General features: G+C 64.6%; 32 protein-coding genes. 12 read left to right on the forward strand and 20 right to left on the reverse strand.

The annotated features are described in order from the left end of the window. Positions 1-4: 4 nt before the first annotated feature. Entirely contained in the window at positions 5-625 is a 621-nt protein-coding gene (locus V5734_RS19825) for a YdeI/OmpD-associated family protein (protein WP_347311326.1), read from the reverse strand. Positions 626-907: 282 nt separating this feature from the next. On the opposite strand from V5734_RS19825, the gene V5734_RS19830 reads away from it, so the two are divergent. The 3 genes from V5734_RS19830 to recR are packed head-to-tail and all read left to right on the forward strand — an operon-like array spanning position 908 to position 3,631. Continuing rightward, positions 908-2,662, forward strand: a complete 1,755-nt coding sequence (locus tag V5734_RS19830; protein WP_347311327.1) for a DNA polymerase III subunit gamma/tau — start codon at positions 908-910, stop codon at positions 2,660-2,662. A gap of 10 nt (positions 2,663-2,672) precedes the next feature. After that, positions 2,673-3,026 (forward strand): YbaB/EbfC family nucleoid-associated protein, encoded by a 354-nt coding sequence (locus tag V5734_RS19835; protein WP_347311328.1) that lies wholly within the window; start codon positions 2,673-2,675, stop codon positions 3,024-3,026. A gap of 47 nt (positions 3,027-3,073) precedes the next feature. After that, positions 3,074-3,631 carry a recombination mediator RecR gene (gene recR / locus V5734_RS19840; RefSeq protein WP_432759694.1) on the forward strand — a complete coding sequence of 186 codons (558 nt, stop codon included), beginning with the start codon at positions 3,074-3,076 and terminating at the stop codon, positions 3,629-3,631. 19 nt (positions 3,632-3,650) lie between these two features. Here recR and V5734_RS19845 read toward each other — a convergent pair whose 3' ends face one another. Next, positions 3,651-4,547 (reverse strand): LysR substrate-binding domain-containing protein, encoded by an 897-nt coding sequence (locus V5734_RS19845; protein WP_347313677.1) that lies wholly within the window; start codon positions 4,545-4,547, stop codon positions 3,651-3,653. Between the two features lie 175 nt (positions 4,548-4,722). On the opposite strand from V5734_RS19845, the gene ugpB reads away from it, so the two are divergent. The 4 genes from ugpB to ugpC are packed head-to-tail and all read left to right on the forward strand — an operon-like array spanning position 4,723 to position 8,825. After that, on the forward strand, positions 4,723-6,036 hold the full coding sequence (gene ugpB, locus V5734_RS19850) for a sn-glycerol-3-phosphate ABC transporter substrate-binding protein UgpB (protein WP_347311330.1): 1,314 nt from the start codon (positions 4,723-4,725) through the stop codon (positions 6,034-6,036). Positions 6,037-6,078: 42 nt separating this feature from the next. Then, complete coding sequence (gene ugpA / locus V5734_RS19855) at positions 6,079-6,960, forward strand: sn-glycerol-3-phosphate ABC transporter permease UgpA (RefSeq protein WP_347311331.1); 882 nt, start codon at positions 6,079-6,081, stop codon at positions 6,958-6,960. An 8-nt stretch (positions 6,961-6,968) separates the two neighbouring features. Further along, the gene (ugpE, locus tag V5734_RS19860) at positions 6,969-7,805 is read left to right on the forward strand and encodes a sn-glycerol-3-phosphate ABC transporter permease UgpE (protein ID WP_347313678.1); all 837 of its coding nucleotides are present in this window, start codon (positions 6,969-6,971) and stop codon (positions 7,803-7,805) included. A 3-nt stretch (positions 7,806-7,808) separates the two neighbouring features. Further along, the gene (gene ugpC, locus V5734_RS19865) at positions 7,809-8,825 is read left to right on the forward strand and encodes a sn-glycerol-3-phosphate ABC transporter ATP-binding protein UgpC (RefSeq protein ID WP_347311332.1); all 1,017 of its coding nucleotides are present in this window, start codon (positions 7,809-7,811) and stop codon (positions 8,823-8,825) included. Positions 8,826-8,911: 86 nt separating this feature from the next. Here the strand turns inward: ugpC and V5734_RS19870 are convergent, their stop codons facing one another. From V5734_RS19870 to V5734_RS19890, 5 genes are all read right to left on the reverse strand, one after another. Continuing rightward, positions 8,912-9,376, reverse strand: a complete 465-nt coding sequence (locus tag V5734_RS19870; protein WP_347311333.1) for an Hsp20 family protein — start codon at positions 9,374-9,376, stop codon at positions 8,912-8,914. A 141-nt stretch (positions 9,377-9,517) separates the two neighbouring features. Continuing rightward, positions 9,518-10,327 (reverse strand): trypsin-like serine peptidase, encoded by an 810-nt coding sequence (locus tag V5734_RS19875; RefSeq protein WP_347311334.1) that lies wholly within the window; start codon positions 10,325-10,327, stop codon positions 9,518-9,520. A gap of 132 nt (positions 10,328-10,459) precedes the next feature. Beyond that, positions 10,460-11,752, reverse strand: a complete 1,293-nt coding sequence (gene glcF, locus V5734_RS19880; protein ID WP_347311335.1) for a glycolate oxidase subunit GlcF — start codon at positions 11,750-11,752, stop codon at positions 10,460-10,462. After that, a complete protein-coding gene (locus V5734_RS19885; protein ID WP_347311336.1) occupies positions 11,752-12,861 on the reverse strand; it encodes an FAD-binding protein in 1,110 nt (369 codons plus the stop codon). The genes glcF and V5734_RS19885 overlap by 1 nt, the downstream gene beginning before the upstream one ends. Positions 12,862-12,919: 58 nt before the next feature. Beyond that, the gene (locus V5734_RS19890) at positions 12,920-14,353 is read right to left on the reverse strand and encodes an FAD-linked oxidase C-terminal domain-containing protein (protein WP_347311337.1); all 1,434 of its coding nucleotides are present in this window, start codon (positions 14,351-14,353) and stop codon (positions 12,920-12,922) included. 217 nt (positions 14,354-14,570) lie between these two features. Here V5734_RS19890 and V5734_RS19895 point away from each other — a divergent pair, with 217 nt between their 5' ends. Further along, the gene (locus tag V5734_RS19895; protein WP_347311338.1) at positions 14,571-16,007 is read left to right on the forward strand and encodes an arylsulfotransferase family protein; all 1,437 of its coding nucleotides are present in this window, start codon (positions 14,571-14,573) and stop codon (positions 16,005-16,007) included. Between the two features lie 251 nt (positions 16,008-16,258). Further along, on the forward strand, positions 16,259-16,897 hold the full coding sequence (locus V5734_RS19900) for a nucleoside/nucleotide kinase family protein (RefSeq protein ID WP_347311339.1): 639 nt from the start codon (positions 16,259-16,261) through the stop codon (positions 16,895-16,897). Between the two features lie 339 nt (positions 16,898-17,236). Here the strand turns inward: V5734_RS19900 and V5734_RS19905 are convergent, their stop codons facing one another. Continuing rightward, positions 17,237-17,653: a phosphohydrolase gene (locus V5734_RS19905; protein ID WP_347311340.1), complete on the reverse strand. Its 417-nt coding sequence runs from the start codon at positions 17,651-17,653 to the stop codon at positions 17,237-17,239. Between the two features lie 87 nt (positions 17,654-17,740). Between V5734_RS19905 and V5734_RS19910 the strand changes: the two genes are divergently transcribed. The 3 genes from V5734_RS19910 to V5734_RS19920 all read left to right on the forward strand — a co-directional run bounded on the left by V5734_RS19910 (position 17,741) and on the right by V5734_RS19920 (position 18,678). After that, a complete protein-coding gene (locus V5734_RS19910; RefSeq protein ID WP_347311341.1) occupies positions 17,741-17,923 on the forward strand; it encodes a type II toxin-antitoxin system HicA family toxin in 183 nt (60 codons plus the stop codon). A gap of 53 nt (positions 17,924-17,976) precedes the next feature. After that, complete coding sequence (locus tag V5734_RS19915; RefSeq protein ID WP_347311342.1) at positions 17,977-18,366, forward strand: type II toxin-antitoxin system HicB family antitoxin; 390 nt, start codon at positions 17,977-17,979, stop codon at positions 18,364-18,366. A gap of 78 nt (positions 18,367-18,444) precedes the next feature. Continuing rightward, the gene (locus V5734_RS19920; RefSeq protein ID WP_347311343.1) at positions 18,445-18,678 is read left to right on the forward strand and encodes a hypothetical protein; all 234 of its coding nucleotides are present in this window, start codon (positions 18,445-18,447) and stop codon (positions 18,676-18,678) included. On the opposite strand, the gene V5734_RS19925 is transcribed toward V5734_RS19920, so the two are convergent. The 12 genes from V5734_RS19925 to V5734_RS19980 all read right to left on the reverse strand — a co-directional run bounded on the left by V5734_RS19925 (position 18,656) and on the right by V5734_RS19980 (position 26,651). Further along, positions 18,656-19,513 carry a DNA adenine methylase gene (locus V5734_RS19925; RefSeq protein ID WP_347311344.1) on the reverse strand — a complete coding sequence of 286 codons (858 nt, stop codon included), beginning with the start codon at positions 19,511-19,513 and terminating at the stop codon, positions 18,656-18,658. The genes V5734_RS19920 and V5734_RS19925 overlap by 23 nt on opposite strands. 119 nt (positions 19,514-19,632) lie before the next feature. Further along, a complete protein-coding gene (locus V5734_RS19930; RefSeq protein WP_347311345.1) occupies positions 19,633-20,913 on the reverse strand; it encodes a hypothetical protein in 1,281 nt (426 codons plus the stop codon). 151 nt (positions 20,914-21,064) lie between these two features. Then, complete coding sequence (locus V5734_RS19935) at positions 21,065-21,247, reverse strand: hypothetical protein (RefSeq protein WP_347311346.1); 183 nt, start codon at positions 21,245-21,247, stop codon at positions 21,065-21,067. A gap of 13 nt (positions 21,248-21,260) precedes the next feature. Beyond that, positions 21,261-21,581 (reverse strand): hypothetical protein, encoded by a 321-nt coding sequence (locus V5734_RS19940; protein ID WP_347311347.1) that lies wholly within the window; start codon positions 21,579-21,581, stop codon positions 21,261-21,263. Continuing rightward, entirely contained in the window at positions 21,581-21,871 is a 291-nt protein-coding gene (locus V5734_RS19945; RefSeq protein WP_347311348.1) for a hypothetical protein, read from the reverse strand. Before V5734_RS19945 ends, V5734_RS19940 begins: the two co-directional genes overlap by 1 nt. Beyond that, complete coding sequence (locus tag V5734_RS19950) at positions 21,868-22,341, reverse strand: M15 family metallopeptidase (protein ID WP_347311349.1); 474 nt, start codon at positions 22,339-22,341, stop codon at positions 21,868-21,870. The genes V5734_RS19945 and V5734_RS19950 overlap by 4 nt, the downstream gene beginning before the upstream one ends. A gap of 7 nt (positions 22,342-22,348) precedes the next feature. Continuing rightward, entirely contained in the window at positions 22,349-22,498 is a 150-nt protein-coding gene (locus V5734_RS19955) for a hypothetical protein (protein WP_347311350.1), read from the reverse strand. Beyond that, positions 22,482-22,826, reverse strand: a complete 345-nt coding sequence (locus tag V5734_RS19960; protein WP_347311351.1) for a hypothetical protein — start codon at positions 22,824-22,826, stop codon at positions 22,482-22,484. Before V5734_RS19960 ends, V5734_RS19955 begins: the two co-directional genes overlap by 17 nt. A gap of 68 nt (positions 22,827-22,894) precedes the next feature. Next, positions 22,895-24,295 (reverse strand): hypothetical protein, encoded by a 1,401-nt coding sequence (locus V5734_RS19965; RefSeq protein WP_347311352.1) that lies wholly within the window; start codon positions 24,293-24,295, stop codon positions 22,895-22,897. A 12-nt stretch (positions 24,296-24,307) separates the two neighbouring features. Beyond that, entirely contained in the window at positions 24,308-24,688 is a 381-nt protein-coding gene (locus V5734_RS19970) for a hypothetical protein (RefSeq protein WP_347311353.1), read from the reverse strand. Further along, positions 24,685-26,148: a hypothetical protein gene (locus V5734_RS19975; protein ID WP_347311354.1), complete on the reverse strand. Its 1,464-nt coding sequence runs from the start codon at positions 26,146-26,148 to the stop codon at positions 24,685-24,687. Before V5734_RS19975 ends, V5734_RS19970 begins: the two co-directional genes overlap by 4 nt. A gap of 2 nt (positions 26,149-26,150) precedes the next feature. Further along, positions 26,151-26,651 carry a hypothetical protein gene (locus V5734_RS19980; protein WP_347311355.1) on the reverse strand — a complete coding sequence of 167 codons (501 nt, stop codon included), beginning with the start codon at positions 26,649-26,651 and terminating at the stop codon, positions 26,151-26,153.

A 26,651-nucleotide genomic window follows, 5' to 3' on the forward strand; every position in this document is an offset into this window, starting at 1 on the left:
ACGCCTACCGTTCGGTCGCACCCTTGCCCGACAGGATGTGGCCGCGGAACTTCTCGATCCGAGCCAGGCGCGTGTCGCGCCTGGCGGCGGAAGAAAGGTTGATCACATAGCTCTTCTGCCGCCCCGGCGTCAGCCGGTGGAAAGCCTCGGCAAGCTCGGGGTCGGCATCGAGCGCCTCGACCAGCTCCTCCGGCAACGTCGGCGCGGCTGTGTCCTTTGCCGGCAGGAGGCCGGCCTCGGCATAGCCCATCGCTTCCTTCAGGTAGGCCGCGAGGGTCGGTTCGATCGCCGCGACCCGATCGTTGTCGCGGAATCGGATCATGTCGGGGTGCCTTGTGTTCGGCCCCTGCCGTTCAAGCACCCCCGCCGGATCCGTCATCAGCGCGGCATTGAAGAAGGTCAGCCGGAAGTCGCCGCGCAACGCGCCGATGATCGCGATGTTCCGCCCGGCGTGCATATAGCAGGGATGCCCCCATTTCACCGTCTCGACAAGCCCCGCTGCCCGGCAGATCCCGCGCAGCTTGCCCAGCCCCACGCTCCATGTCCGGGTCGAACAATCGGGCGTCGCGAACCGCGCGCAGCGGCCGCAGCCCTTGGTGAAGAAGTCCTCGATCTCGGTGATCATCTCCGGTCTCTCCAGTTCCGGCGGCATGTCGGTCTTTTTTCGGGGATCGGCCGCCATCCCGCAAGCCGGCCATGCTCGGCGGACCGCCGGACCGGCAAGAGCATGCCCAAAAAAAACCGTTGCGAAACCATGACGCCACCGCGTGCCGTGTAGCTACGGAAAAACCACACGTACCCTACGCGTCCGGGACGCGAAACCGACGGGCCGCTGACGGGTGGACGAGGGCCACACGGACCCTTACGTTAGCCCGAGCCCCGAATCCGAGAGCGGCCCGAACACCTTATGACCGAGACCCAAGGGACCCGCTACCAGGTCCTCGCCCGCAAGTACCGCCCCGAGACCTTCGCCGACCTCGTCGGGCAGGACGCGATGGTGCGCACCCTGAAGAACGCCTTTGCCGCCGACCGGATCGCACAGGCCTTCATCATGACGGGCATCCGGGGCACCGGAAAGACGACGACCGCACGGATCATCGCCAAGGGCATGAACTGCGTAGGCCCCGACGGCACGGGCGGCCCCACGACCGATCCTTGCGGCAAATGCGAACATTGCGTGGCGATCATGGAAGGCCGCCATGTCGACGTGATGGAGATGGACGCAGCCAGCCGCACCGGCGTCGGCGACATCCGCGAAATCATTGAATCCGTTCACTATCGCGCCGCCTCGGCGCGCTACAAGATCTACATCATCGACGAAGTTCACATGCTCTCGACAAACGCCTTCAACGCGCTTCTGAAGACGCTTGAGGAACCGCCCGCGCATGTGAAGTTCATCTTCGCCACGACCGAGATCCGCAAGGTGCCGGTCACGGTCCTGTCGCGCTGCCAGCGCTTCGACCTGCGCCGGATCGAGCCCGAGGTGATGATCGCGCTCCTGCGCAAGATCGCGACTGCCGAGAAGGCCGAGATCACCGACGACGCGCTCGCCCTCATCACCCGCGCCGCCGAAGGCTCCGCACGCGACGCGACCTCGCTTCTCGACCAGGCGATCTCCCACGGCGCCGGAGAGACGACGGCGGATCAGGTCCGGGCGATGCTCGGCCTCGCCGACCGGGGCCGGGTGCTCGACCTCGTCGACCTGATCCTGAAAGGCGACGCGGCCGGCGCGCTGAACGAACTCAGCGCCCAATATGCCGACGGCGCCGATCCGATGGCGGTGCTTCGCGACCTTGCCGAGATCACCCACTGGGTGTCCGTGATCAAGATCACGCCAGAAGCGGCCGAGGATCCGACCATCGGCCCCGACGAACGCGCGCGCGGTCAGGCGATGGCCTCGGCCTTGCCGATGCGGGTGCTGACGCGGATGTGGCAGATGCTCCTGAAGGCGCTGGAGGAAGTGGCCGCCGCCCCGAACGCGATGATGGCGGCGGAAATGGCGGTGATCCGCCTGACTCATGTTGCCGACCTGCCGGATCCCGAGCAACTGCTCCGCCGCCTGTCCGAAGGCCCCGGTCCCGCCGCGCCGCAGGGACGCGGGGGGGCGCCTTCGGGGACGACAGCCCATGCCGCGCCGGCCCATGCCACCGCCCGCGCACAGGTGGCCTCGGCCCCGACCGGGAATGGCACCGCAACGGCGCTCGCGCGGGCGCCGGAAACTTCGCTTGCCCGATATGCAAGCTTTCCGGCCGTTATCGAGCTGATCCGCCACAACCGCGACGTGAAACTGCTTCTCGAAGTGGAAAACCACGTCCGCCTCGTTCATTACGCCCCCGGCCGGATCGAGTTCGAACCGGCGGCGGACGCGCCCCGCGACCTCGCCGCGACGCTGGCCGGGCGCCTTCAAAGCTGGACCGGCGTGCGTTGGGGGGTTTCCGTCGTCTCCGAAGGCGGCGCCCAAACGATCGCCGAGGAACGCAGTGCCAAGGAAGACGCCGCGAAGGTGAAGGCGAAGGACAATCCCCTTGTAAAGGCGGTTTTCGCGGCCTTCCCGGATGCCCATATCACCGCTATCAGAACGCCCGACGACGTTCAGGCCGAGGTCCGGGCGGAAGCCCTGCCCGAGGTCGAGGACGAATGGGACCCGTTCGAGGACAATTGAGGAGAAGACGATGCTGAAAGGTTTGGGCGGGCTCGGCGGACTTGGCGACATGACCAAGATGATGAAGGCCGCGCAGGAGATGCAGTCCAAGATGGCCGCGCTGACCGAGGAGATGGATCGCATCACCGTCACCGGCGAAAGCGGCGCGGGGCTTGTGAAGGCGGTCTGCACCGCGAAGGGCGAGCTCAAGTCGCTCGACATCGACCCGTCGATCTTCCAGCCCTCCGAGAAGGAAGTGGTGGAGGATCTGATCCTCGCCGCGATCAAGGATGCGCAGAAGCGGGCGCAGGACCGTACGCGGCAGGAGCAACAGAAGATGATGCAAGAGATGGGCCTTCCGGCCGACATGAAGCTGCCCTTCTGACCCCCGTGTCCGACAGCACCCGCGACATCGAGGCGTTGATCGAGCTGATGGCCCGCCTGCCGGGCCTCGGACCCCGCTCGGCGCGGCGCGCGGTTCTGCATCTGATCAAAAAGCGTGGGCAGGTGATGGCGCCGCTCGCGCAGGCGATGGCCCAGGTCGCGACAACCGCGCGGGAATGCGCCATCTGCGGCAACATCGGCACCGCCGATATCTGCGACATCTGCCGGGACGAGCGGCGGGCGACGGGAGAGATTTGCGTGGTCGAGGACGTGGCGGACCTCTGGGCGATGGAGCGTGGACAGTCGTTCAAGGGCCGCTACCACGTTCTTGGCGGAACGCTTTCCGCCCTCGATGCCGTCGGCCCCGAGGAATTGCGCATTCCCCGGCTATTGGACCGTATCCGCGACGAGGGGATCGCCGAGATCATCCTCGCCCTCAACGCTACCGTCGACGGCCAGACGACCGCGCATTACATCGCCGAGGCGCTGGAGGGGACCGGCGCCACCGTGACCTCACTGGCGCAGGGCGTGCCGATCGGCGGCGAACTCGACTACCTCGACGACGGCACGATCCAGGCCGCGCTCCGGGCGCGGAAACGGGTCTGACGAACGGCAGGGCGCGCCGTCACCGAAAGCGGAAAGGCTCGAGGCTCTTTTCGAACGCGTCGAGGAATTCGAGCGCGAGGAGCGACGCGCGCGCGTTCGAGGGGCGCAAAAGCGACAGCCGGTGCGGCACATCCGGGCGGAACGGCCGGATGACGAGCCCGCGATGCTCGTATTCCCGCGCGTCCATTTCGCTGACGACGGACACGCCGGCCCCGGCCGCGACCAGCATGCAGGCGGCCGTGAACTGCCGCGTCTCGACATGGCTGCCGAGCCGCATGTTTCGCAAGGCAAACGCCTCTGACAGGCGCTGATAGAAGCCGCTGTCGCGCCGCGTGTGAATGATCCGTTCGTGTGCGAGATCCGAGGGCCAGATCTCCGCCTTCGCCGCCAGCCCATGGCCCGTGGGCAAGATACAGACGGTCCGCATCAGGATCGTTGAGCTTTCCACCGTCGGGTGCCCCGCGAACTCGTCGGTGACACCGCAATCGTATTGCTCGCCGATGATCCACTCGAGGATGCGTTCCGGCCTGTCCGGCTCAAGAACCGCAGTGACGTTCGGCCGGTCGGACAGGAAGTCGGCGAGGACTTTCGGCAGATGGCTCGTTGCGAAGCCCGGCAAGCAGGCAATCCGCAGATGGCCGGCTTTTCTGGTGCTGAGATCCTGCGTCAACTGGCCGATCCGGCCGAGATTGTCGAGAACCCGCTCCACCTCGCGCAAGAGGAATTCCGCCTCGCGCGTCGGCACCAGGCGACCGCTCGAACGCTGGAAAAGCTCGAATTCGACCGAGGACGAGAGCGCCGACAACAGCCGGCTTACGGCGGGTTGCGAAATCGCCATCTCCTCCGCTGCGCGAGTGATCGAGCCTTTCAGCGCAACGGCGCGAAACGCTTCAAGCTGACGGATCGGGAAGGACATCTCGGGTGCCTCGTCGCTGCGGCCCTCGCAGAGCAGCCAATGGCTTCTCATAACTCTATGTTATATTTTTTCAATATAAAATTTACTTGAATTATGAGGCACATGGGGTTCTCCTTGATTGGCAGAGTCTCAAGGCCGCAAATCGGAAAGCGGCCATTCATTTGTGGAGGAGAGAATGCAACGTCATTTCAAGGGCGTCCTTTTGGCCAGCGCGGTCATCGGGTTCGTGACCCCTGCCGCCGCGCAGACCGAAATCCAGTGGTGGCACGCCTTTACCGGCCGGCTCGGAGAGTTGCTCGAGCAGCAGGTCAAGGACTTCAACGCCAGCCAGAGCGAGTATGTCGTCGTGGCGTCCCACAAGGGCAACTATTCCGAGACGCTGAACGCCGGCATCGCCGCCTTCCGCGCGGGCGAACAGCCGCATATCCTTCAGGTCTTCGAGGTCGGCACCGCGACCATGATGGCCGCCAAGGGTGCGGTGAAGCCGGTCTACGAGGTGATGGCCGAAAGCGGCCTGCCCTTCGATCCGGATGCCTACATGGCCGCCGTAAAGGGTTACTACACGACGACCGACGGGCAAATGCTGTCGCTGCCCTACAACTCCTCGACGCCGGTCCTCTACGTGAACCGCGACGCATTCACGGCTGCCGGGCTCGATCCCGACATGGACCTGTCGACGTGGCAGAACGTGGGCGTAGCGCTTGACGGGCTGAAGGCCGGCGGCTCCACCTGCCCGCTCACCACCGCATGGCAGAGCTGGATTCAACTTGAAAACCTCTCCGCCTATCACAACGTCCCGTTCGCCACGAAAGAGAACGGCTTCGCCGGGTTCGACACCGAGCTGGCCTTCAACGGCCCGGTTCAGGTCCAGCATATCCAGGCGCTGGGCGACTGGGCCAAGGACGGGAAGTTCATCTATACCGGTCGCCGCAACGAAGGCGGCGCCAACTTCCGTGGCGGCGAATGCGCGCTCTTCACCGAATCCTCGGCCGGCTATGCCGGCGTGAAGTCCGAGGCGCAGTTCGCCTTCGACATCCGCCCGCTGCCCTATTGGGACGGCGTCGAGGGCGCGCCGCAGAACACCATCATCGGCGGCGCCTCGCTCTGGGTCATGGCCGGGAAGCCGGCGGAGGACTACAAGGGCGTCGCGGCGTTCCTGAACTACCTCTCCTCGACCGACGTCCAGGCGGCCTGGCACCAGAACACCGGCTACCTGCCGATCACGCTCGCGGCGGCCGAGAAGACCAAGGCCGACGGCTTCTACGACGCCAATCCCGGCACCGACATTGCCGGCATGCAGATGACCGCAAAGGCGCCGACGCCCAATTCCAAGGGCATCCGGCTTGGCTCCTTCGACCAGATCCGCACGATCATCGACGAGGAACTGGAGGCGGTCTGGGCCGGTGACAAGGACGCGCAGGCGGCGCTCGACTCCGCGGTGACGCGGGGCAATGAGCTCCTGCGCCGCTTCGAGCAGGCGAACCGTTAAGGTCCGCGCGGGGGCGGTTCCGCCGCCCCCGCCCTCGCTCCGATGGAAAAGCGCGTCACCTTCAAGGGCTGGCTCCTGCCGCTCCTCCTCGTCCTGCCGCAGGCGGTCGTCTCGGCGGTCTTCTTCTTTTACCCGGCGGGACAGGCGGTCTGGCAGTCGATGTTCATCCCCGATCCGTTCGGGCTGAAGTCGCAGTTCGTGGGACTTGGCAACTTCGAATACCTCCTCGGCAACAGCTACTACCGGGCCTCCTTCGTGACGACGGCGGTATTCTCGACCCTCGTCACGGTCGTCTCGATGGGCGTGGCGCTTTACCTCGCGCTTCTGGCCGACCGCCTGATCAAGGGATCGGGCACCTACCGGACGCTCCTGATCTGGCCCTATGCCGTTGCCCCCGCGGTCGCGGGCGTCCTGTGGCTCTTCATGTTCAACACCCGCGTCGGCGTCGTCGCCTGGTATCTCGGCGTCCTCGGCTATGATTGGAACCATGTGCTGAACGAGACCGAGGCGATGGGCCTCGTCGTCGTCGCCTCCTCCTGGGGCCGGATCAGCTACAATTTCCTCTTCTTCCTGGCCGGCCTTCAGGCGATCCCGAAATCGGTGATCGAGGCCGCCGCGATCGACGGCGCGCATTTCTGGACGCGCTTCCGCACCATCGTCTGGCCGCTCCTCTCGCCCACGACCTTCTTCCTTTTGGTCGTCAACGTGGTCTACGCCTTCTTCGAGACCTTTGGCGTGATCCACACGATCACCGCCGGCGGCCCGCAGCAGGCGACCACGATCCTTGTCTACAAGGTCTTCTCCGACGGCTTCGTGGGGCAGGACCTCGGCTCCTCGGCGGCGCAGTCGGTGATCCTTCTGATCGTGGTGAGCGCACTGACCATCATCCAGTTCAAGTTCGTCGAACGGAGGGTGCATTACTGATGGCGGGAATGGTCGAAAAGCGCGGATTTGGCCTGTGGCTCACCCATCTCGGGTTGATCGTCGGCGTCCTCTTCATCTTCTTCCCGATCTGGCTCGCCTTCGTCGCCTCGACCGTGACGCAGCCTGAAATCGCCCGCCCGCCGATGCCGCTTCTGCCCGGCGACCAGTTCTTCGAGAATTACCGCAAGGCACTCGTCTCGGGCGTCAACGCCCCCGTCGCGACGATGCTCTTCAACTCGTTCGTGATGGCGATGGGGATCGCGGTCGGCAAGATCGTGATCTCGATCCTCTCGGCCTTCGCCATCGTCTATTTCCGCTTCCCCGGACGGAAGGCGTTCTTCTGGCTCATCTTCCTGACCCTGATGCTGCCGGTCGAGGTGCGGATCGTGCCAACCTACGAGGTCGCGGCGGGCTTCGGCATGCTGAACAGCTATTCGGGCCTCATCTTCCCGCTCGTGGCCTCGGCGACCGCGACCTTCCTCTTCCGGCAGTTCTTCCTGACCGTGCCGGACGAACTGGCCGAAGCCGCCCGCGTCGACGGCGCCCGCCCGATGCGGTTCTTCTGGGACATCCTCTTGCCGATGAGCCGTACGAACATCGCGGCCCTCTTCGTGATCCTCTTCATCTATGGCTGGAACCAGTATCTCTGGCCGCTCCTCATCACCACCGACCCGGAGATGAACACCATCGTGATGGGCATCAAGCAGATGTTCCCGTCGGGCGACGACATCGCCGACTGGCCGGTGATCATGGCGACCTCGATCCTTGCCATGCTGCCGCCCATCCTCGTCGTCGTGTCGATGCAGAAGCTCTTTATCCGCGGCCTTGTCGAAAGCGAGAAATGACGAATGGCGACCGTGACGCTCGAAAACCTGCGCAAGAGCTTCGGCAAGACCGAGATCATCCACGGCGTCGATATCGACATCGCCGACGGCGAGTTCATCGTGATCGTCGGCCCCTCGGGCTGCGGCAAGTCCACGCTTCTCAGGATGGTCGCGGGGCTGGAAACCGTCACCTCGGGCGAGGTGCGGATTGATGGCGCGCGGGTGAACGAGAAGGAGCCGATGGACCGCAACATCGCGATGGTCTTTCAGAATTATGCGCTCTACCCGCATATGACGGTCGCGGCCAACATGGCCTACGGGTTGAAGATCGCCGGAAAACCCAAGGCCGAGATCGCGGAGCGCGTGGCCGAAGCCGCGCGGCTCCTGCAACTCGAACCCTATCTCGATCGCAAGCCGCGCGAGTTGTCGGGCGGCCAGCGCCAGCGGGTGGCGATGGGCCGGGCCATCGTGCGCGAACCGGCCGTGTTTCTCTTCGACGAGCCTTTGTCGAACCTCGACGCGAAGCTTCGCGTGCAGATGCGGCTGGAGATCAAGCAGCTACAGCGCAAGCTCGGCATCACCGCGCTCTACGTCACCCACGACCAGGTGGAGGCGATGACGCTGGCCGATCGGATGATCGTGATGAATGCGGGCGTCGCCGAACAGATCGGCGCGCCGATGGAGGTGTACGAGAACCCCTCCACGACATTCGTCGCCGGCTTCATCGGCTCACCGCCGATGAACTTCCTTTCGGGCGTGGCGCTGCCGGCGCTACCACCGACGACGGAGCTTGGGGTCAGGCCCGAGCATGTCGAATTGACGGCGCCGGGGGCGGGCAAGGTCGACGCGACCGTGCTTTACGCCGAAGCGCTCGGCGCCGAAACGCTGGTCCATCTGCGGCTCGCCGACGGCGTACAGGTAACGGCGCGGATCGGCGGCAAGGCCACGCCGCCGTCGGAAGGCTCGACCACCGGCCTTGCCTGGAGCGACGAGCATGCGATGCTTTTCGGGCCTGACGGGAAAAGGGTGCCGCGCAGCTAGCGGCGAAAGCCATTCACCCGGCGGGCCAAAACAAAAAGGGCGCGTGTCACCACGCGCCCCCGTTATTATGGGATCAGAGTGGCGGATCAGGCCCCGACCGTCTCGACCGCTTTCGCCTCGACCGTGTCGCCCTTGGCGATCTCGATCCGGCGCGGTTTCAGCGCCTCGGGCACTTCGCGCACAAGGTCGATATGCAGCATGCCGTCTGCATGGGTCGCGCCAGTGACCTTCACGTGGTCGGCGAGCGCGAAACGCCGCTCGAACGCGCGGGTCGCGATGCCACGGTGCAGATAGGTCTTCGCGGTCTCCTCGGCGGCCTTGCGGGCAGCGACGATCACGGCGCCTTCCTTCACCTCGACGTTGAGCTCGTCCCCGGAAAACCCGGCAACGGCGATCGAGATCCGGTAGGCGTTCTCATCGGTCTTTTCGATGTTGTAGGGCGGATAGGTCGGCTGGGCCACATCGGCCGACAGCACCCGGTCCATCATGTCGGCGATCCGGTCGAAGCCGACGGTCGCGCGATAAAGCGGCGAAAAATCATACGTGCGCATGGGTCATCCTCCATTGAGCGATGTGCGTCCGTCCTTGCGCAGGACCAGACGAGGGTTCATTCCAGGGCCCTGATGCGGCACCCCGGTACGGCTCAGATGTGAATGGAAATGAGGTCTGTCAAGGGGCCGGGCGAAGCGGCGTCAAGGCTTGAGGAACTTCGCCCCGCCCGCCTTGGTGTTCTGCGAAAGCTGCGCCCCGAAACCCGGCGTCACCTTCTTGAACGTCCGTTCCTCGACCGCATAGGCCGCGCGAAGCTCCGCCAGCGGCTCGGTCATCGCGGTCCCGAGGGCGACCGGCTTGCTGTCCATCTCCGCCTTCGCCGAGACCACCGAGACGATGCTCGGGACGCCGTTGCGGATCGAGAATATCGGCGCGCCGGACGATCCGAAATCAACCGAGCAGGTCATCACTAGAATGCCGGGCTGCCGCCCCAGCACTTCGCAGGCTTTCTGGAGCGACGGTGCCTCCGACCGCTCGAGCGCATAGGAGACGATGCCGACCGTGTCGCCCTGCATCGGATCGGCGCCGATCTCGAACGGCTGAACCGACGGCAGCCGGATCGGCTGGTCGAGCTCGAGGAGCGCGAGATCGTAGGCCACCCGGTCCATCCGGTCGCGGCCCTCATAGGCGTAATCGGGATGGCTGACGGTCCGCGTGACGCCACGATAGGCGACCGCGCGGCCATTGCGCCAGCCGGCAAGGAACTTGAAATCCGCCGGATCGTGACGAACCCCGCTCGTCTGGTCGTAGAGGCAATGCGCGGCCGTCAGGACGAGTGACGGCGTGATCAGCGCCCCGGTGCAAAACGCCGATCGGCCGATATCGATGCGCCCGACCGCTTCCCATCCGCGCGTTTCGTCGGCCGTCGTCAGCGCCGTCAAGGCGGTATCCTGCGCCGCCGTGCCGAAGGGCACGGTCGCCAGAATCATCGCCGCCAGAAATGCCCGCATCTCGCCCTCCGGAGTTCCGCCGGTTCTAGTCTCCGGTTTGGGCAAGATTATGGCCGCCCGCCGCCTCCGGCAAGCGGCTGCTGAACCGTTGCGCGCCTCACGGCACGGCGACGCCCGCCCTCTGCGGTCCCCCTAGGTTCCGGTTGAAAGGGCGCGGGGCTTCGGCCCGCCCGTCGCCCAGTCGAGAAGTTCGACAGTGTGGACGACCGGGATCCCGGTGCCCGATCCGATCTGCATCATGCAGCCGATATTGCCCGCGGCGATGAGATCGGGCGCCTTCGCCTCCAGGGTCTTCACCTTGCGCCGCTTCAATTCGCCGGAAATCTCTGGCTGGAGAAGATTGTAGGTGCCGGCCGAGCCGCAGCAAAGATGCGGGTCCGCAGGCTCCACCACCTCGAACCCGGCCGATTTCAACAATTGCTTCGGCGCGGCGGTCACCTTCTGCCCGTGTTGCAGGGAACAGGCGGCATGATAGGCGACGCGCAGCGGTTCGGGCGCCGTCGCCTCGGGTTTGAGCCGCGCGAGCAGTTCCGTCACGTCGCAGGCCAGCCCCGCGATCTCCGCCGCGTCGGTCGCGAGGTCCGTGGTGCGGAACATGTGGCCGTAGTCCTTCACCGTCGTCCCGCAACCGCTCGTGTTGATCACGATCGCGTCGAGGCCCGCGCCGCGCCTTTCCGCCATCCACGCGCGGATATTCGCCTCCGCCGACCCCTGCGCCTCAGCCTCGCGCCCCATGTGATGGGTAAGCGCCCCGCAGCAGCCGGCGCCCTTCGCCACCACGACGTCGCAGCCGAGCCGGCGCAAGAGCCGGATCGTCGCATCGTTGATATCGGTATTGAGCGCCCTCTGCGCGCAACCCGTCATCAGCGCCACCCGCATCCGCCGCTCCCCGGTCGCGGCGAAGACCTGCGGATCGTCATTGCGGCTCACCGGCGGCACCTGCTTCGGGGCCATCGCCACCATCGCCCGTAGCCGCGCGTCCGGCAGAAAGCGCGCAATGGGCCGCGCCATCTTGGCCCCCAGAAGCGCGAGCCGGAACCGCGTCGGATAGGGGATAACCTGCGCCAGCACCCAGCGCAGGGCGCGGTCGCGCCAGGGCCGGCGGTAGGTCTTTTCGATATAGGCGCGGGCATGATCGACGAGATGCATGTAATGCACGCCCGACGGACAGGTCGTCATGCAGGCAAGGCAGGACAGGCAGCGGTCGATATGCCTGACCGTCTTTTCATCCGCCGGCCGGCCATTTTCCAGCATGTCCTTGATCAGGTAAATCCGGCCACGAGGGGAATCGAGTTCGTCGCCCAGGACCTGGTAGGTCGGGCAGGTCGCGGTACAGAACCCGCAATGCACGCAGGTCCGCAGGATCTGGTTCGCGCGCTGGATGCCCGGATCGCGAAGCTGCTCTTCCGTGAACGTCGTCTGCATCAGCCCATCAGCCCCGGATTGAGAATGCCTTTCGGATCGAACCTGGCGCGCAGCCCCGCCGAAATTGCCGCGATCGCAGCGGGCTCTGGCTGGAACGGTGCGATCCGCCGGCGCACCTCCTCGGTCGCGCGGATCAGCGTCGCGTGCCCGGCAAAGGGACCCAACCGGGCGCGCAAGTCCTCGCCCTCCGGCATCAGCAACCAGACGAGGCCGCCGCCCCAGTCGTAAAGAACCGCCCGCGCCCCGGCCCGCGCCACGAGGTCGGGGGCATCGGACGGTCGGACAGACAGGCGCCAGACATCGCCCTTGGCAGAATGGAACGCCTCCACGTCGCGCACATCGCGCCAGAGCGTGCGGCAGGTCTCCGCCGCGGTCTCGACCCGGACGGGGCCAAACCGCCCGAGCAGCACCGCCAGCCGTTCGCTCCGATAGGCGACCGACTGCGCGAAGCCCTCGATGCGGATCAGCGTCCCCATCGCCCCATGCGCCGCACCGGTCACGTCATAGGGCGAACCGAGCGCGGCGGTCATCGCGCTGAGCGCGTCGCCGTCATGAAGCCCCTCCAGCACCAACACCGCCACGGATTCCGGCGCCGGCAGCACCTTCAGACTGACCTCGGTCAGAACGCCGAGCGTCCCCCAGGCCCCCGCCATCAGCTTGACGAGGTCATAGCCGGTGACGTTCTTCATCACCCGTCCGCCGTTCTTCACGATGGCCCCGGTCCCGTCGACGAACCGCACGCCCAGAAGCGCGTCGCGGGCGGCCCCGGCCTGCACCCGCCGCGGCCCCGAGATATTGGCCGCGACCATCCCCCCCAGCGTGGGCTCGCCCGACGTTCCCAGAAGCCCGCGCCAATCCGCCGGCTCGAAGGCCAGCCGCTGCCCCTCGGCGGCCAGCGCCGCCTCGACCTCGGCCAGCGGCGTCCCCGCCCCCGCGACCAGCGTCAGCGCGCCGGGCTCATAGAGCCGGATCCCCGCGATCCCCGAAGCGTCGAGGACATCGCCCGCGACCGGCCACCCGACCGGCCGCGTCCCGCCCCCGGCGATCCGCAAGGGGCCGTTCGCCCCGGCGATGATCGCGCTCAACTCCTCTTCCGTTCCTGACCGCATGATCTTCTTCTGTTCGAAAATACTCCGGGGGTCCGGGGGCAGCGCCCCCGGGGCGATCTCAGGCGGCACGACGCGGGGCACTCGCGGCGAGCGGAAACACCTTGGCGGGGTTGAGAAGCCAGCCCGGATCGAAGACATCCTTCACCCGCATCTGCGCCTCGATATCGGCGGCGGAATATTGCACCGCCATCAGATCGCGCTTCTCGATGCCCACGCCATGCTCGCCGGTCAGGCAGCCGCCAACCTCGACGCACAGCTTGAGAACTTCCGCCCCGAAGGCCTCGCAGCGCTCCAGATCGCCGGGCTTGTTGGCGTCGTACAGGATCAGCGGATGCATGTTGCCGTCGCCGGCATGGAAGACATTGGCAACCCCGAGCCCGAACTCCGCGCTCATCTCGCCGATCCGGCGCAGAACCAGCGGCAGGGCCGAGACCGGGATCGTCCCGTCAAGGCACATGTAATCGTTGATCTGCCCCATCGCCCCGAAGGCCGACTTGCGGCCAAGCCAGATCTTCTTCGCTTCCTCCTCCGACCCGCTTTCGCGGAACTCGACCGGAGCATGCCGCATGGCGATCTGGCGAATGAGGCCCAATTGCTCGTCGATCTCGGCCTCCGCCCCCTCGACCTCGACGATGAGAAGCGCCTCGCAGTCGGGATACCCGGCATGGGCGAAGTCCTCGCAGGCGCGGATGCAGGGCCGGTCCATGAATTCGATCGCGACGGGAAGGACACCGGCCTTGATGATGTCGGCGACGCAGGCCCCCGCGACCTCGTTCGAGTCAAAACCGATCAGCACCGGCCGCGCCCCTTCGGGCTTCGGCAGGATGCGCAAGGTCGCCTCGGTGACGACACCCAGTTGACCTTCCGATCCGCAGACGACGCCCAGAAGGTCAAGCCCGCCCGCATCCATATGCGCCCCGCCGATCTCGAGCACCTCGCCGCCCATCGTGACCAGCGTGACGCCAAGCAGGTTGTTGGTCGTCACCCCGTATTTGAGGCAATGCGCACCACCCGAATTCATGCCGATATTGCCGGCGATCGCGCAGGCGAGTTGGCTCGACGGATCGGGGGCATAGAAGAACCCGTCGGCCTCGACCGCGCCGGTGACCGACAGGTTCGTCCGCCCCGCCTCGACCCGGATGAAGCGGTTGTCGTAATCCACCTCCAGCACCTGGTTCATCCGCGCGATGCCGAGGATCACGCTGTCCGCCGTCGGGAGCGCCCCGCCCGCGAGCGACGTCCCGGAACCGCGCGGCACCACCGGCACTCCTTCGGCGTGGCAGACCCTGAGCGCAGCCGCGACCTCTTTTGTCGAGCGCGGCAGGACGACGGCGAGCGGCGGACAGCGGTAGGCGGAAAGAGCATCGCATTCATAGGCGCGCGTTTCGGTCGGATCGTCGATCACCGCATCGGCGGGCAGAACCTCGCGCAGCCGCGCGGCGATGGCCGACCGCCGGGCAAGGATCGTTTCGTCGGGGCGCGGCATATCCATGCGAATTCTCCAAATTGGTAAAATTTTATAACCAATATCGGCGACAGACAACAAAAACCACGCGAGCGCCCGGAAAATCGGCAGCCTGGACCGATCAAACTTCAAGCAGGTTGGCGAATTTTCGCCGACATTCCGCAGCATTAGCGGATTACTGGCACACTATCAGCCTGTTTGCGCTACCTTTTATACGGGGGGTGGCAACAAATGGACTGGATTCATGATTGCTGACCTCTGGCGTCGATCTGTCGCGGACAGTGACAACCTCGCCGAGAAACTCCCCAAGATCGGCCTCTTCCTCGGCCTGCTGGCGCTTGCTTTCGCCTGGGGTGTTGCGACGGTGAAATGGAAGGTCTTTCCGCACCATCAACTGGTCTACCTCGAATCCGGGGTCGTCGCCCTCTCGAAGATGGAAGTCACGGAACTTCCCCACGCCGTGATCGAACTCGCACCCGACGAAACATCCCCGGACCCAGTGGCGCTTTTCGGGCCCGAACCGGCGGGCGATGTGATCCTGATGACCGGCGGCTTCAACTACAGGCAGGATATCTGCCCCGAATTCGGCTGCATGGCCTGGGTGATGGAACGCGACGGAACGGTGCTGCATTCCTGGCAGTACGATCCGTCCGCCCTCTTCGACCGCGACAAACTCGCAGGCTTCACCGGCGAGCGCGAGGCAGGCAACATCTATGTCCAGGGCGCGGCGCTCGACCCCGCAGGGCATCTGGTCGTGACCTTCCAGGCGCGCAACATGTTTCCCTATCAGGTCGCGGTCGCCCGCTTCGACTGGGACGGACGGCTCGACTGGATCCGCATCGACGGCAGCCACCACTGGCCGACGGTCGGCGATGACGGCCGCGTCTACGTGCCGATGGCGCGCATCGAGAGCGACGCCACCACCGTCGCCGCGACACGTCAGAAACTTCAGTGCAAGTACGGCGCGGTCTTTCAGGAAGGCGTTCGCGTGATTTCCCCCGATGGCGCGGTGCTGCACGAATTCTGGATGGACGACGTCGTCCGGATGAGCGACGCGCAAGGCCTCGCCTATTCGGTGCGCGACGATTGCGATCCCTACCACGTCAACGGAATTGCGCTCCTGAACGAAGCCGCCGCACATCGGCTTCCGGGTGCGCGGGCTGGCGACCTTCTGGTATCGCTCCGCTCCTCCTCCTCGCTCGTCGTGCTCGATCGGGACAGCGGGCGGATAAAGCACCATATCGCCGGGCCGATGGTCGCCCAGCACAGCCCCCGCGTCCTGCCCGACGGCGATGTGGCGGTCTTCGACAATCTCGGCGGCATCGACACGGCCAGGGGAACGCGGGTCCTGAAACTCGACATCGTGACCGGGGCGCCGACGACGCTCTTTCCGCGCGATGCGGACAAGCCGGGCGGCGACCTCTTTTCCGAAGCGCAGGGTGACGTGAATTTCTCCGCCGACGGCAGCCGGGCACTCGTGGCCGAGACCCTCGGCGGGCGGATGTTCGAGTTCGACACCGCGACGGGCGCGCCGATCTGGTCCTATCGTTCGGTCTCCGACATGGCGCCGTTCTACGCGGCGGAAGGCAATCCCGTCGACGGCCCCGCCTATGCGCTGATGCATACCCAGGGCGCGCATTTCCTCAGCCGCGCCGCGTTCCGCCGGTTGACCGGCGGCTGACCGGTCTCGGGCGGCGGCGGGTGATGAGTTTCGGTCTGCCGGAGAATTGCATGCGAAGTCGTCAGACGCGCGGAGGTCATCGCTTCGCCTGTCTTTCGGGGAAATATCGCGGGAACTCCTGGGCCCGCAGCTTGCGATGGGAACCAGATCCATACCACACTTGCGACAATTGTTTTCAAGTCGGGGGGCGACGGGCTTGTCTTCCTTCGACACACGGCGAACCTGAATCCGAAGATCCGAGGGACCTCTCGATGGCGCCATATATCGAGCTTTCTGAACTCGCGAACCTTCTCGCGACGCGCGCGGCAGCGGGCGCGCGTGTCGTCGCGGCCCTCGCCGGCGCGCCCGGATCTGGCAAATCTACGCAAGCCGAAAACCTGGCCGCGATGCTGGACGCGCGGCAGGCGGGGTCCGCTGTCGTCCTGCCCATGGACGGCTATCACTACGACGATACCTATCTCGTCCCGGCGGGTCTGAGGCCGCGAAAGGGTGCGCCCGACACCTTCGATGTCGGCGGGCTGTTCCATACCCTCAAGCGTATCCGCGCGCGCGACGAACCCTTCGTCGCCGTTCCGGTTTTCGACCGCGACCTCGAGATCGCGCGCGCCGGTGCGCGGATGATCGCGGCCGATGTGCCGATCGTCATTGTCGAGGGGAATTACCTTCTGCTCGGGCAGGAACCTTGGTCGCGCTTGCGACCGTTGTTCGATATCGCCGTCCTGCTCGACGTTCCGGCACACATTCTCGGCGACAGGCTTGCCGGGCGGTGGCGGCGGTACAAGCTGACGCCAGAGGAAATTGCCGCCAAGCTCGAAGACAACGACCTCCCGAACGGACGCCTCGTCATGGCCGAAAGCCGCGGCGAGGATTACCGCCTGGCGAACGGGTAGCGGCATGTCGCGGCACGGGGATCATGGGCTTAAAGAGGCTTGTCACACTGTGCCACATTCATGGCTTCGGGCTTCGAATCGCGGCATCGCCAGAGGTCATGGATCTTGGTGCCAGCTTCGGACGCGTTCGCCCACCGCGACGGGTCGCCCCCCCATCGGCGGAGCCTACCTGACTGCCCGTCACCGAAAGGATTACTTCAACCCACTGAAAAACATCGGGTTTCCCATTCAAAACGAGCCGAGAATATGGAGTTGGTGGCGAGGGGGCGCAACATCGAGACACCCCCCATCAGATTCGGGCGGTTTGTCGCCTGATCTGGCGATCCCGGGCGGCCCCGTCTAGCCATTCAGATGATCGAGTGCCCGATGGTATCTCTCCATCCGCTCCAGGTCCTTCTGGGACGGCGAACTGATCCTGGACAAGTCCGCGTTGTCTTTCAGATCGAGGATCTTCACCGCACGCGCCAGCTCGTTTGACCCTGCCCGCTCGATGAACTCCTCGTATGTTTCGCTGATGCGCCGCGTGACCGCGTCGAGCGCCGCCGCCTGAACGTCGGTCAGACCTTCGCGCCGCAGCTGATCGATCGTCCAATCCGTGTCTTCCACCACGTCGTGCAAGACCGCCACGACCCGCTCGTCTTCCGTTCGTGCGGCCTGAAGAAGACGCAGCGGATGGAGGATGTAGGGCTCGCCGGCCTTATCGACCTGTCCCTTATGGGCGCCTGCTGCGATCTCGATAGCGCGTTCGATGTTCAAGGCTGGAGTCCTCCAGATGTCAAACCGTGCGCATTATATTGCGCATACCCGCTTGCGTATCGGGTGGATTTGTGTATATATATACACATGGAAACGAATAGCAAAAAGATCATTGCACGTCTCCTGAACGAAGGCTTCGAACTGATCTCGCAGAAGGGATCGCATGTGAAGCTAAGAAAAGGAACACGGACGGTGATCGTTCCTCATCCGAAGCGGGACCTGCCAACCGGCACAGCCCGCAACATAGCGAAGCAAGCGGGCTGGATCTGATCCAGCCCGCGGGCACCGCGGGATGGGAAGGCGGAAAAGGAGAAGATGACTGGATGAACTACTGGGCCATTGTCCATCACGATCCGGGGAGCGCATATGGAGTGAGCTTCCCGGACGTTCCCGACTGCTTCGCCGCAGCGGACGAGGAGAAGGACATCATGCGGAACGCGATCGCGGCGATCGACGACTACTTCGACGATGGCCACGCCTATCCTGAGCCTCGCGCCGTGTCGGACATCGTCAAGGGGTATGCGGAAGATCTGGCCGCCGGCGCCTTCCTGATCCATGTGCCCGTCGTGAGACGCTCGGCAAAAACCGTGCGTGCGAACATCAGCATGGAGCAGGGACTGCTTGAGGCGATCGACGAGGCTGCCGATCGTTTGCAGATGAACCGATCGGCATTCCTTGCACAGGCGGCGCGGCACGAGATCGAGCGCGTCTAAAGATCCGCGACGACAATCGGAGACGGGGCCGTACCATTCCGGCCCCGTCATGCTTTCGTGACCCGATGGAGCGATGACATGGCGCGGTGGACCCGCAAGCGCATCAAGGGCAGCGATCCGCGCGGCGAGGACTGGTCCGTCTTTCGTGAGGGTGAGGCAGTCGGGCGCGTCTACTACGAGAAGGGCCGCAACGGGGCGCCGGATTGGTTCTGGGCCTCATGGGTGATACCCGCCGCGTCAGGCCGGTCTGAGACGCGCGAGGAGGCGCTGGAACAGGTGCGGCGGGCGGTCACGCCGAAAGATCCAGCGTAAGCGCGGAACCCCGATACTGCGGACGGTTGACCTGATTATCTCGCACATCACTTGGGACGCGGAGGCCTTTGGAGACCACCAGCAACTCAGCACCAACTCGCTTCTCATTAAGCGAGTAGTTAATTCCAAAGGCGTATTGGCGGCGATCTCTGTAAAGTCTGCGAATTTCTGGTGTGTCGTCGTAGGTGACTAACCAAGGCAAGCCAACCGCCAATACTTTTTCTGCGAGCGTGGCGTGGTCGTCCGGCTTGTAGAAGTTTGTGTAAAGTTCCGGCCCCTTCTTGAAGTAGGGAGGGTCGATGAACATCAGGGTGTTTTCCGGAAGTGTGGCCCCGCAGCAATCGAGGAAGTCCAAGGCGTCAGAGTTTGAGAGGTGGATCCTGTCCGCATAGCGAGAGACCCGCCTTATCCGGCGGACGAGATCATCGCGGTTGAAACGACAGTCGATCAGGTAGTTGCCGGTCTGGTTAAGGCCGCCAATGATGCCGCCGCTGCCAATCACGCCAGACCGATTGGTCCTATTGAGGAAAAAGGCTGAGAAGCCGAGCGCTAGCGGATCGTTCAGCAACCCTGCTTTGTTGATCACCCTCTGGCGCCGCCACTCCTCGACCGTCACAGGCGTTTTCTCCACCAGATCGACAAGCGCATCGGTCTCATTCAGCACACAATGCCAAAAGGACCATACGGCAGGGTCGATATCGTTGATGTGTATCTCGGCGACAAAGCCTCCGTAAAGCAAGGATAGGGCTAATCCGCACCCCCCAGCGTAAGGCTCGGCGTAGTGCCCACGATCAAGCTTGTTGAGGCGGAGCGTCGTCGAGACCACATTCAGCATGGATGATTTGCCGCCAGGATACCGCAGCGGTGAAGCTCCTCTAGCCATGCCATAACCCCTTTCCCTTTCGTGTTTTCAAGGAGTTCTACCAAGCCTGGTTCTGCTCGGCCAGAACTTTCTCAGGGTTTGCTGGCTGCGGCCTCGATGCATTTCAGGATCACGGGTTTCAGCACGCTCAAATCATTGTTGACTTGGTCACCGTTGAATGTCGCCGCGAGAGCCTCATGCTTCGTAGAGTTACCATAGTCTTGGGTGCGCGTGAGGGCAGACCTAATCGCAGTCCTGATGGTCTTTCCGGTCAATCCATACCCCTCTAAGCGATTGTTGCTGAGGAAGCTGTCGAAGCTCGTGCCGTCATGGCGGCCAGCGCAGGCTGTCAAAGTCTCCATGAAGGCCCACACGCCGATGCAAACCAGGGGAGTGTGACCTTCCAATTCAACGGTACAGATCGAGTGGTATAGGCTTTCAAGCTTATGGTTTCCGTAGGCCTTCAATGCCGAAGCGATCTCGTCGGCGTACTGGATATGACGCACCTTCTCGGGTTTCCGAGGGGTTTTTCTGGTGCGTTTTCGCGGCTTCGTGCCGTCACCATTTGACGCAAGCGACTCGGGCTCAGTCCGCGTCGCAGTGACGCCTGGCAATGATCCCAAAGGGCGAGCGTACTCGATGATCTTGGGTTTGTTCATTCGCGAGTTGACGACCTTGCCCTCAACCAGATCGCGGATAAAACGCCGTGCGATGGTGTCAAATTCGGCCTTGGGCCGCGTTCTGGCGAGGTCTTCAGGGTTCGCTTGGTCGAGGCCCATCGCCTCACGAAAGACGTCAATGCCTAGGAACCTCTGAACGGTTGTCAGCTTGCCCTTGCGTTCCTCGGACGAGATAAGACCTTCATGTTGGGCATAGTCGAGAAAGGCTTGTGCGACCTTGTTCTTGTTGCTCCCGCTGTATCTCTGCGACTGCTCAGCGTTCCATGCCTTGCGGCCTCTTCCGTCGTACGCTCCGTTGTGCATTCGTTCAAGCCAAGGGCGCACTTCTTCGTCATTGTCGAAGACGACGGCCGCGAAGCTCTTGGGCGGTCTTCGTTGTGCGGCAAGAGTGGAAAAGCCCTTGCGAAGACGCGCTGGCGCGCGGTCGGGATCGGCCAGCAGCTTCAAAGCACATAAGCGCCGGTTGCCCTCGGCCATCGTGTATGCGTCTTTCTGTCCCTTAACGGGAACCAGCGCCACGCGCTCAAGCGGGTTAAGGCCTATATGGGCGATATCGCGCGCCAACGACCATACATCCTCTTTGTCGCAAAGGTATTCGATAACTTCGTCTTCGGTCGCTAGGTCAACATGGCGGGGGTTTGTTAGGTCAAGGAAAATGCGCCCGATTGGAACCGGATCAGCGAGAATACGCATAGGTCATGGCCTCATTTCAATGCCGAGCGTTCAATGCCCAAGCTCAGTTCAAAGGAGGCTTGAAGATTGGCCGATAAACCACAGGTTGACAAGTTCAAGGAAGCCGCCTGCGCCCTTGATTGTGACGACGACGAAGGTTTTGCAGCGCCGTCTACTGCACGCCCGCCTTCGCCTCGGCATCGGTCAGGATAGTGTCGATCGCCACGATCTTGCCGTTCGCGCGGTCCAGAGCCTCGTCATAGTCGGTCAGGAGGAGCGCCACGCCCTTGAGAGTGTCCGTCTCGCGCGCAGGCACCACCTCCGGCGCCCGAAGATCGGCGGGCACCTCCGGCACCACATACCGCGTCTCAACGCGGGGCGACGTGCCGCAGGCGGCCAAGATGAGCGATAAACCAATCAGGCACGGGCGCATCGTTCTCCCCTTTTTCAATGGCGTTTCGGATCGCGTCGTATTCGGCGGCCTTGTCGGCCTGCCGGGCGGCCTCGGCGCGGGCCACATCGCGCGCCAGGGCGGCTTGGGCGGCAATGTCGGCCTGAACCCGCGCCTCGCGCACGAGCGCGGCCACATCGGCCGCCAGGGCGGCATTGGCGTCCCGTAGGTGCGCGACATACCAGACGCCAGCTCCGCCGATGAGGACGGCCGCGACGAAGGCGTAGAGGCGGGCCATCACCGATCCCCCACCTTGATCTTGTGCAGCTCCGTCAGGTTGTGGTCGACCACCTTCGCCATGACGACGATGATGAGCCAGATCGCCCACCCGTAGCCGAAATGGGCCAGGGCGATTCCCGCCGCCATCGCCCCGGCGTATTTGATCGCGCCCCATGCGTTGCCGGCCGCCGCCATGATCGAGGCGACGATGCCGTTCAGCTCGCGCCCGCCCGCGCGCAGGATCTTGGTCGTCAGGGCGATGTCCCAGATCTGGAAAGCCGCGAGGACGAATAGGGAAAAGCCGGTCATGCGATCACCTCGTAGTGCGGGCCATCGGGGAAATCGCGGCCGGGGTGACGCTCGTTGTAGTCGAGCCCTTCCTGCTTGAGCGCGAGGGCCAGCATCCCCAGATCGGTGACATGCGGCGCCAGGTCGTTCATCGGCCGGTCCCAGACGCAGCCCCACCGGATCTTCACGTCCAGTTCACGTGCGGCCGTCAGCATGGCGGCGGCGATGTCGTAGATCGGCACCCACCACCAGCGCGGCTTGCCGTCGATCCACGGCACCAGATCGACCGCCTTCCCTTCCAGATGCTTGGAACGCATGGTCTTCGACGTGCCGGCCGCCACGTAGCGGCGTTGCTCTTCGACCGAGCGGATGCCGTCATGCACCGTGAAATCGGTCTTGGTGATCTGGATCGCACGCTCGACGACGCGGACGAGATCGGGATGGACATCGGCCAGCTCGGCGCGGCTCCTTGATCCGAGGAAATAGGTCATCTCTGCCTCACGGGATCTGCGGAGCGAGGCACGACGCCACGCCCCAGGTGATGAGAAAGACGGCCACGGTCAGCACGGCGCCGACGCGCATTACGTGCCAGAAGTCCTTGCACGGGCTGACCGGATCGCGGCGGATGTCCTTAAGAGCCATCTTCATTGCGGACCTCCCTTGTCGCGCGGCCCATGACACGCTCGACCAGGGCCACAGCAATCAGGCCGACGACGAAAGCGGACGCGGTCAGCACGCCAAGCGCGGCTCCGCCCACCTCGGCCAGCTCGGGAAGCACCTTGGAGAGGATGTGCGGGCTGATCGTGCCAAGCCCGAATGCCACCGCGACACCGACCGTCACGACGCGCACCGTCTCCTTCCACGGCTTCCTGGTAACGAGGGCATTCACTAGCCCGCCAAGCCCCCCGAAGAAGGCGATGGCTTGACCGAGGGGCGAGAAGACCTCGCCCCAGACGTTCGGATTATCCGGTGGCATTCGCTTCCCCTTCTTCCTTCCCTTTCGTGGCCGGGCCAGCCTTTGAGGCCAGCCCGAGCCGGTTTCGCTCACCAGATCCGCGCGGGGCGGATAATCGGCTTGGAGTAGTTCGGCGCGACGTTGCCGCTCTGGACGAGGTTCGAGGCGAGCCCGAACTTCTCCGCCTCGTTGTTGCGGACGTAGCCGGAGCCGTTCGCGTCGATCCACGGGTAGCGGTTCGGGTTAGGCGAATCCGCGTGATGCACCCGGTTCCCTTCCACCTCCATGTTCGAGGCCCGGTTGATCTTGATCCCGTTGCCGGTGGACGAGGTGACGAGGTTCCGTTTCACCGAAACCCGGTCATAGGGGCCATTGTGGAAGCTGACACCTTGCAGCGCGGCCCTGAGCGGGTTCGCCGGGTTCGTGATCCACTCCATGAAGATGTTATCCTCAACCGTGATATCGGTGAGGGTCGCCCCGACGAGGAAGCTCTGGAATGCGTCGGCATGGTTGTCATCGACCTGGAAGGCATCGCCCGAGAAGTTGCCGATCGTGCGCTGCCGGTGATTGGTGGAGCGGTAGGAGTCGCCGCAATAGCCCTCGATATGGTTGCCCACCATTTCCGAATCGACGCCGCCGAGGCCGAAGCCGAAGCGAACGCCAATCGCCATGCAGTTGCGGATCGCGGAATTGGCTCCCCCGAGGAGCGCACCGCCCAGAAGCTCGTTAAGCCAGCGCGCCTGGTTCCAAACAGGGTAGTCGTCACTGTCAGGCGCCGCCCGGAACAGAATGCCGTCGAGAACGATGCCGGGATTGTTGCCATAGGAGGTGATCCCGTACTCCTTGATGGTCACGGAGGTATCCGGGCCATCGGTCCAGACCGCCAGATCGCGAAGGGTGATGTTCTTCGCGTTGCCGAAGGTGATCCGCTGGAAGTGCGCGGAGCGTGGTCGCTCGGAAATGATCGTGATCGGGCTGGCCGGGTTCACGCCATTGAAGGCGAAGTTGCCGTATTCGGTGCCGGCCAGGACGATGGTTTCGCCGGCCGGCAACGCGCGGGCCTTGGCGTCAAGTTCGTTCGCATCGAAGGCGCGATAGGTGCCGGTCTGAGGAGGGGCCGGGGGCGGTGTTGAGCCGCCGCCGCCGGAGACCGTATCATTCCCGCCCGGAGCGGTATCCTCGCCAGCCGGCGGATCGTCCGGCGCAGGCTCGTCTGGCTGTTCCGGGCCGGGTTCCTCCACGGGAGGATCGGCCGGTTCCTCGGGATCCGCCGGAGGATCGGTGGGCTCGTCTGTCGCAACATCGAGGTCGCCGATCGACTTCGCCCGCATCGTCACGAGGTAGTCGCCGACCCCTACCGCCTCGATCGACGCGACCGAGGTCAGGAACAGGATGCCGTGGGTCTTGTCGTAGACGGTGGAGCGCAGCCCATCAGCAGGAGCGACGTCGGGGTTGTAGTCGTAGCGGGGGTCGATCTTGTCGAGTGTCATCTGCTGTCCTCCTCAGAATGCCGGCTGGATGTTGATATCGAGATAGCCGAGGCCCGGCTTTCTCACCGGGCCCGCCGGCAGGGTGTATTCAAAGAGACCCTCGAACGCCCCCGGCACATCGGCATCGGAATCGCCCGCGTTCGGCCGGTAGATCAGGACACCGTCGGCGGGTGTGAAGCTCCTGATGGATCCGTCCGGCAACGTGTAAGTTCCGTTTCCGACTTCAGCGGTCTTGCGGGAGAATTTCACGGCACCCGTCGCCCGCAACCGCATCGAGAAAAAAGCGGCCGTCGCGTCGGTCAGATCCACCTTTTCCCCCATCTCGTCCAAGGCCTGGAATACCCAGGCTTCGCCGTAACTTCCCTGCGTCACGTAGAGTGCTGGCCTGCTCAATTTCTGCCCCCGATTGCTTTGAATGAGCCCCGTCCACCGGGCACCCTCATGGATCCGCGCCCGCCCGGCACCCGGAACTGCGGCGGCTGTCTTGCGGCGATGATGATGTTGCCGAGCGTCGCGTTATTGGCGATGCTCCCGGTTGCCATTGCCCCGAGAACAAGGCCTTTGGCCGCTGTCCCCGTCACGACGACCACCGCGCCGGCGGACGAACTGATGACCAGCCCAGCCGATGCGGCCGCCACGACATCGGCGCCTGCCAACGCGGAAGACCCGATAACGAGGCTCTCCGCAGTATCGCCCGCCACCGGTGCGACTCCAGCTGCGGACGACGCCAGCACAAGGCTCAGGGCCGCGCTGGCGCTCAAGCCCACATCGCCGACAGCGCCGGTCACCGATGACCCGATGACCAGCGATGCCGCCACCGTCGCCGCTACATCCGCCGCCGCCGCGGCGGATGAACTGATCACCAGACTTGCCGAACCCGCACCTTCGACAGCCACACCGGCCGCAGCGGAGGAGGAAATAACCAACCCTACCGATGCCGCGGCCTCGACCTCTACCACCCCAGTGGCCGACGAGGCGAGGGTAAGCGATCCGGTCGAGGATGCCTCCACCAGCGCCTCGGCCGCCGCTGACGATGACAGCGCCAGGTTCAACGTCGCACCGCCGGACACCGTCGGGGCGGCCGGAACCGCCAGCTGGCGCCAATCAGCCGGACCGACGGCCGGGAAACCGCGCAGAAGGCCCGGATTCGCGATCTGTGTGAACGACCCCGACATGGCGCCGTTGACGTTCGTGGCGCCGATGATCGATCGCGGCCCTATATCGTAGACGGAGCCACTGACGCCATCGAGTGCCGGCACCCAGGCATGGGTGAGGTCGCTGCGCGTCAGTATTGCCCGAAGCCCACCGAGCCGCATGGCCCGCAGATCGGCCGCCGACAACTCCGCGTCAAACATACCGACGACCGCGATCGCGCCACCGAAGCCGGTGCTGACACTCGTCGGATGGTGTCCGAGGCTCAGCGGCTGAGCGCCGGTCTGCTGAGCACCCGCCGGAGCGGTCTGCGTGGTATAGGTGGCCTCGGCGATGTCGGTCACCTGAGTCCCGACGTAGATCTTCGGAGCGTTGCCAGCCAAGTGGGTGCCGGCCACGAAATACCAGGTCGCGTCGTCGGTATCGTAATCCTTCGCGGTGATCGCGAGCGCGTTGGTCGTCGCGTACTTGCGGACAAAGCGGAAGTCCGCCTTGCCGGCATTATCGCCGAGCGCGAGGAGCCAGAACCGCTCCTTCGCCGCCGTATTGCCCCGGCGGTCGATCACGGAGGCCGCGCCCGAGAAGTTGTTCGGCAGCCGGATCCAGGCGACCAGCGACATGTCCGTGGTGTCGCCCGTCGTGACGTTACCGCAGTCGATACTCTCCGCGCCGCCTTTCGTGCCGCCCCAGTAGAGCGCCATCGTCAGCTATCCGCGTATTCGAGCACGGCCCCGAACAGGACAGCGCTGTCCGTCTTCGTGTCGCTGCCGTCGGAGCCGAGCCGGATGATATCCATCGCCACGAAGCTGTCGACCGCCCAGTCGGTGTCCGTCAGGGTGATCGCGTCCTCCTCGAGCCGGCTGGCGGAGCCGGGCTTGCTGCTGGTCGTCAGCGCATCTGTCCGCGATGCCGGCGAGGTGTTTGTGTTCATGATCGCCGTGGCGGCGGCGCGGTGCGTGACATTCCAGACGACGTTTCCGGCGGCGGTCTTGGACGACCATTCCAGCACCAACTTCGTCGATCCCGCCACCCAGTTCTTCGGGACGGCAAAGCCGACGCTCACGGTTCCGGTCGCGGCGTCCTGGAATATCCAGACGCCGATGTCGCGGACGGTCGAAGCGTTGTAGGCCGAATACGGCGCCCAATAGGCCGCCGCACTCTTGCTGAGCGCGTTGCCGAGCAGCGGGATCCTGTGCAGAGCCAT

The sequence above is a fragment of the Defluviimonas sp. SAOS-178_SWC genome (genome assembly GCF_039830135.1).
Taxonomy (GTDB): Bacteria; Pseudomonadota; Alphaproteobacteria; order Rhodobacterales; family Rhodobacteraceae; genus Albidovulum.

Excerpts from the sequence above, each read along its gene's own strand:
- V5734_RS19960 (WP_347311351.1), bottom strand. The coding sequence starts at position 22,826 with ATGCCACCGGATAATCCGAACGTCTGGGGCGAGGTCTTCTCGCCCCTC.
- V5734_RS19830 (WP_347311327.1), top strand. The coding sequence starts at position 908 with ATGACCGAGACCCAAGGGACCCGCTACCAGGTCCTCGCCCGCAAGTAC.
- V5734_RS19945 (WP_347311348.1), bottom strand. The coding sequence starts at position 21,871 with ATGACCGGCTTTTCCCTATTCGTCCTCGCGGCTTTCCAGATCTGGGAC.
- V5734_RS19920 (WP_347311343.1), top strand. The coding sequence starts at position 18,445 with ATGGCGCGGTGGACCCGCAAGCGCATCAAGGGCAGCGATCCGCGCGGC.
- V5734_RS19885 (WP_347311336.1), bottom strand. The coding sequence starts at position 12,861 with ATGCGGTCAGGAACGGAAGAGGAGTTGAGCGCGATCATCGCCGGGGCG.
- V5734_RS19950 (WP_347311349.1), bottom strand. The coding sequence starts at position 22,341 with ATGACCTATTTCCTCGGATCAAGGAGCCGCGCCGAGCTGGCCGATGTC.
- V5734_RS19895 (WP_347311338.1), top strand. The coding sequence starts at position 14,571 with ATGATTGCTGACCTCTGGCGTCGATCTGTCGCGGACAGTGACAACCTC.
- ugpB (WP_347311330.1), top strand. The coding sequence starts at position 4,723 with ATGCAACGTCATTTCAAGGGCGTCCTTTTGGCCAGCGCGGTCATCGGG.
- V5734_RS19835 (WP_347311328.1), top strand. The coding sequence starts at position 2,673 with ATGCTGAAAGGTTTGGGCGGGCTCGGCGGACTTGGCGACATGACCAAG.
- V5734_RS19975 (WP_347311354.1), bottom strand. The coding sequence starts at position 26,148 with ATGGCGCTCTACTGGGGCGGCACGAAAGGCGGCGCGGAGAGTATCGAC.
- V5734_RS19980 (WP_347311355.1), bottom strand. The coding sequence starts at position 26,651 with ATGGCTCTGCACAGGATCCCGCTGCTCGGCAACGCGCTCAGCAAGAGT.
- V5734_RS19940 (WP_347311347.1), bottom strand. The coding sequence starts at position 21,581 with ATGGCCCGCCTCTACGCCTTCGTCGCGGCCGTCCTCATCGGCGGAGCT.
- recR (WP_432759694.1), top strand. The coding sequence starts at position 3,074 with ATGGCCCGCCTGCCGGGCCTCGGACCCCGCTCGGCGCGGCGCGCGGTT.
- V5734_RS19845 (WP_347313677.1), bottom strand. The coding sequence starts at position 4,547 with ATGTCCTTCCCGATCCGTCAGCTTGAAGCGTTTCGCGCCGTTGCGCTG.
- V5734_RS19965 (WP_347311352.1), bottom strand. The coding sequence starts at position 24,295 with ATGACACTCGACAAGATCGACCCCCGCTACGACTACAACCCCGACGTC.
- V5734_RS19900 (WP_347311339.1), top strand. The coding sequence starts at position 16,259 with ATGGCGCCATATATCGAGCTTTCTGAACTCGCGAACCTTCTCGCGACG.
- ugpC (WP_347311332.1), top strand. The coding sequence starts at position 7,809 with ATGGCGACCGTGACGCTCGAAAACCTGCGCAAGAGCTTCGGCAAGACC.
- glcF (WP_347311335.1), bottom strand. The coding sequence starts at position 11,752 with ATGCAGACGACGTTCACGGAAGAGCAGCTTCGCGATCCGGGCATCCAG.
- V5734_RS19875 (WP_347311334.1), bottom strand. The coding sequence starts at position 10,327 with ATGCGGGCATTTCTGGCGGCGATGATTCTGGCGACCGTGCCCTTCGGC.
- V5734_RS19915 (WP_347311342.1), top strand. The coding sequence starts at position 17,977 with ATGAACTACTGGGCCATTGTCCATCACGATCCGGGGAGCGCATATGGA.
- V5734_RS19890 (WP_347311337.1), bottom strand. The coding sequence starts at position 14,353 with ATGGATATGCCGCGCCCCGACGAAACGATCCTTGCCCGGCGGTCGGCC.
- V5734_RS19955 (WP_347311350.1), bottom strand. The coding sequence starts at position 22,498 with ATGAAGATGGCTCTTAAGGACATCCGCCGCGATCCGGTCAGCCCGTGC.
- ugpA (WP_347311331.1), top strand. The coding sequence starts at position 6,079 with ATGGAAAAGCGCGTCACCTTCAAGGGCTGGCTCCTGCCGCTCCTCCTC.
- V5734_RS19825 (WP_347311326.1), bottom strand. The coding sequence starts at position 625 with ATGATCACCGAGATCGAGGACTTCTTCACCAAGGGCTGCGGCCGCTGC.
- V5734_RS19870 (WP_347311333.1), bottom strand. The coding sequence starts at position 9,376 with ATGCGCACGTATGATTTTTCGCCGCTTTATCGCGCGACCGTCGGCTTC.
- V5734_RS19925 (WP_347311344.1), bottom strand. The coding sequence starts at position 19,513 with ATGCTGAATGTGGTCTCGACGACGCTCCGCCTCAACAAGCTTGATCGT.
- ugpE (WP_347313678.1), top strand. The coding sequence starts at position 6,969 with ATGGTCGAAAAGCGCGGATTTGGCCTGTGGCTCACCCATCTCGGGTTG.
- V5734_RS19930 (WP_347311345.1), bottom strand. The coding sequence starts at position 20,913 with ATGCGTATTCTCGCTGATCCGGTTCCAATCGGGCGCATTTTCCTTGAC.
- V5734_RS19910 (WP_347311341.1), top strand. The coding sequence starts at position 17,741 with ATGGAAACGAATAGCAAAAAGATCATTGCACGTCTCCTGAACGAAGGC.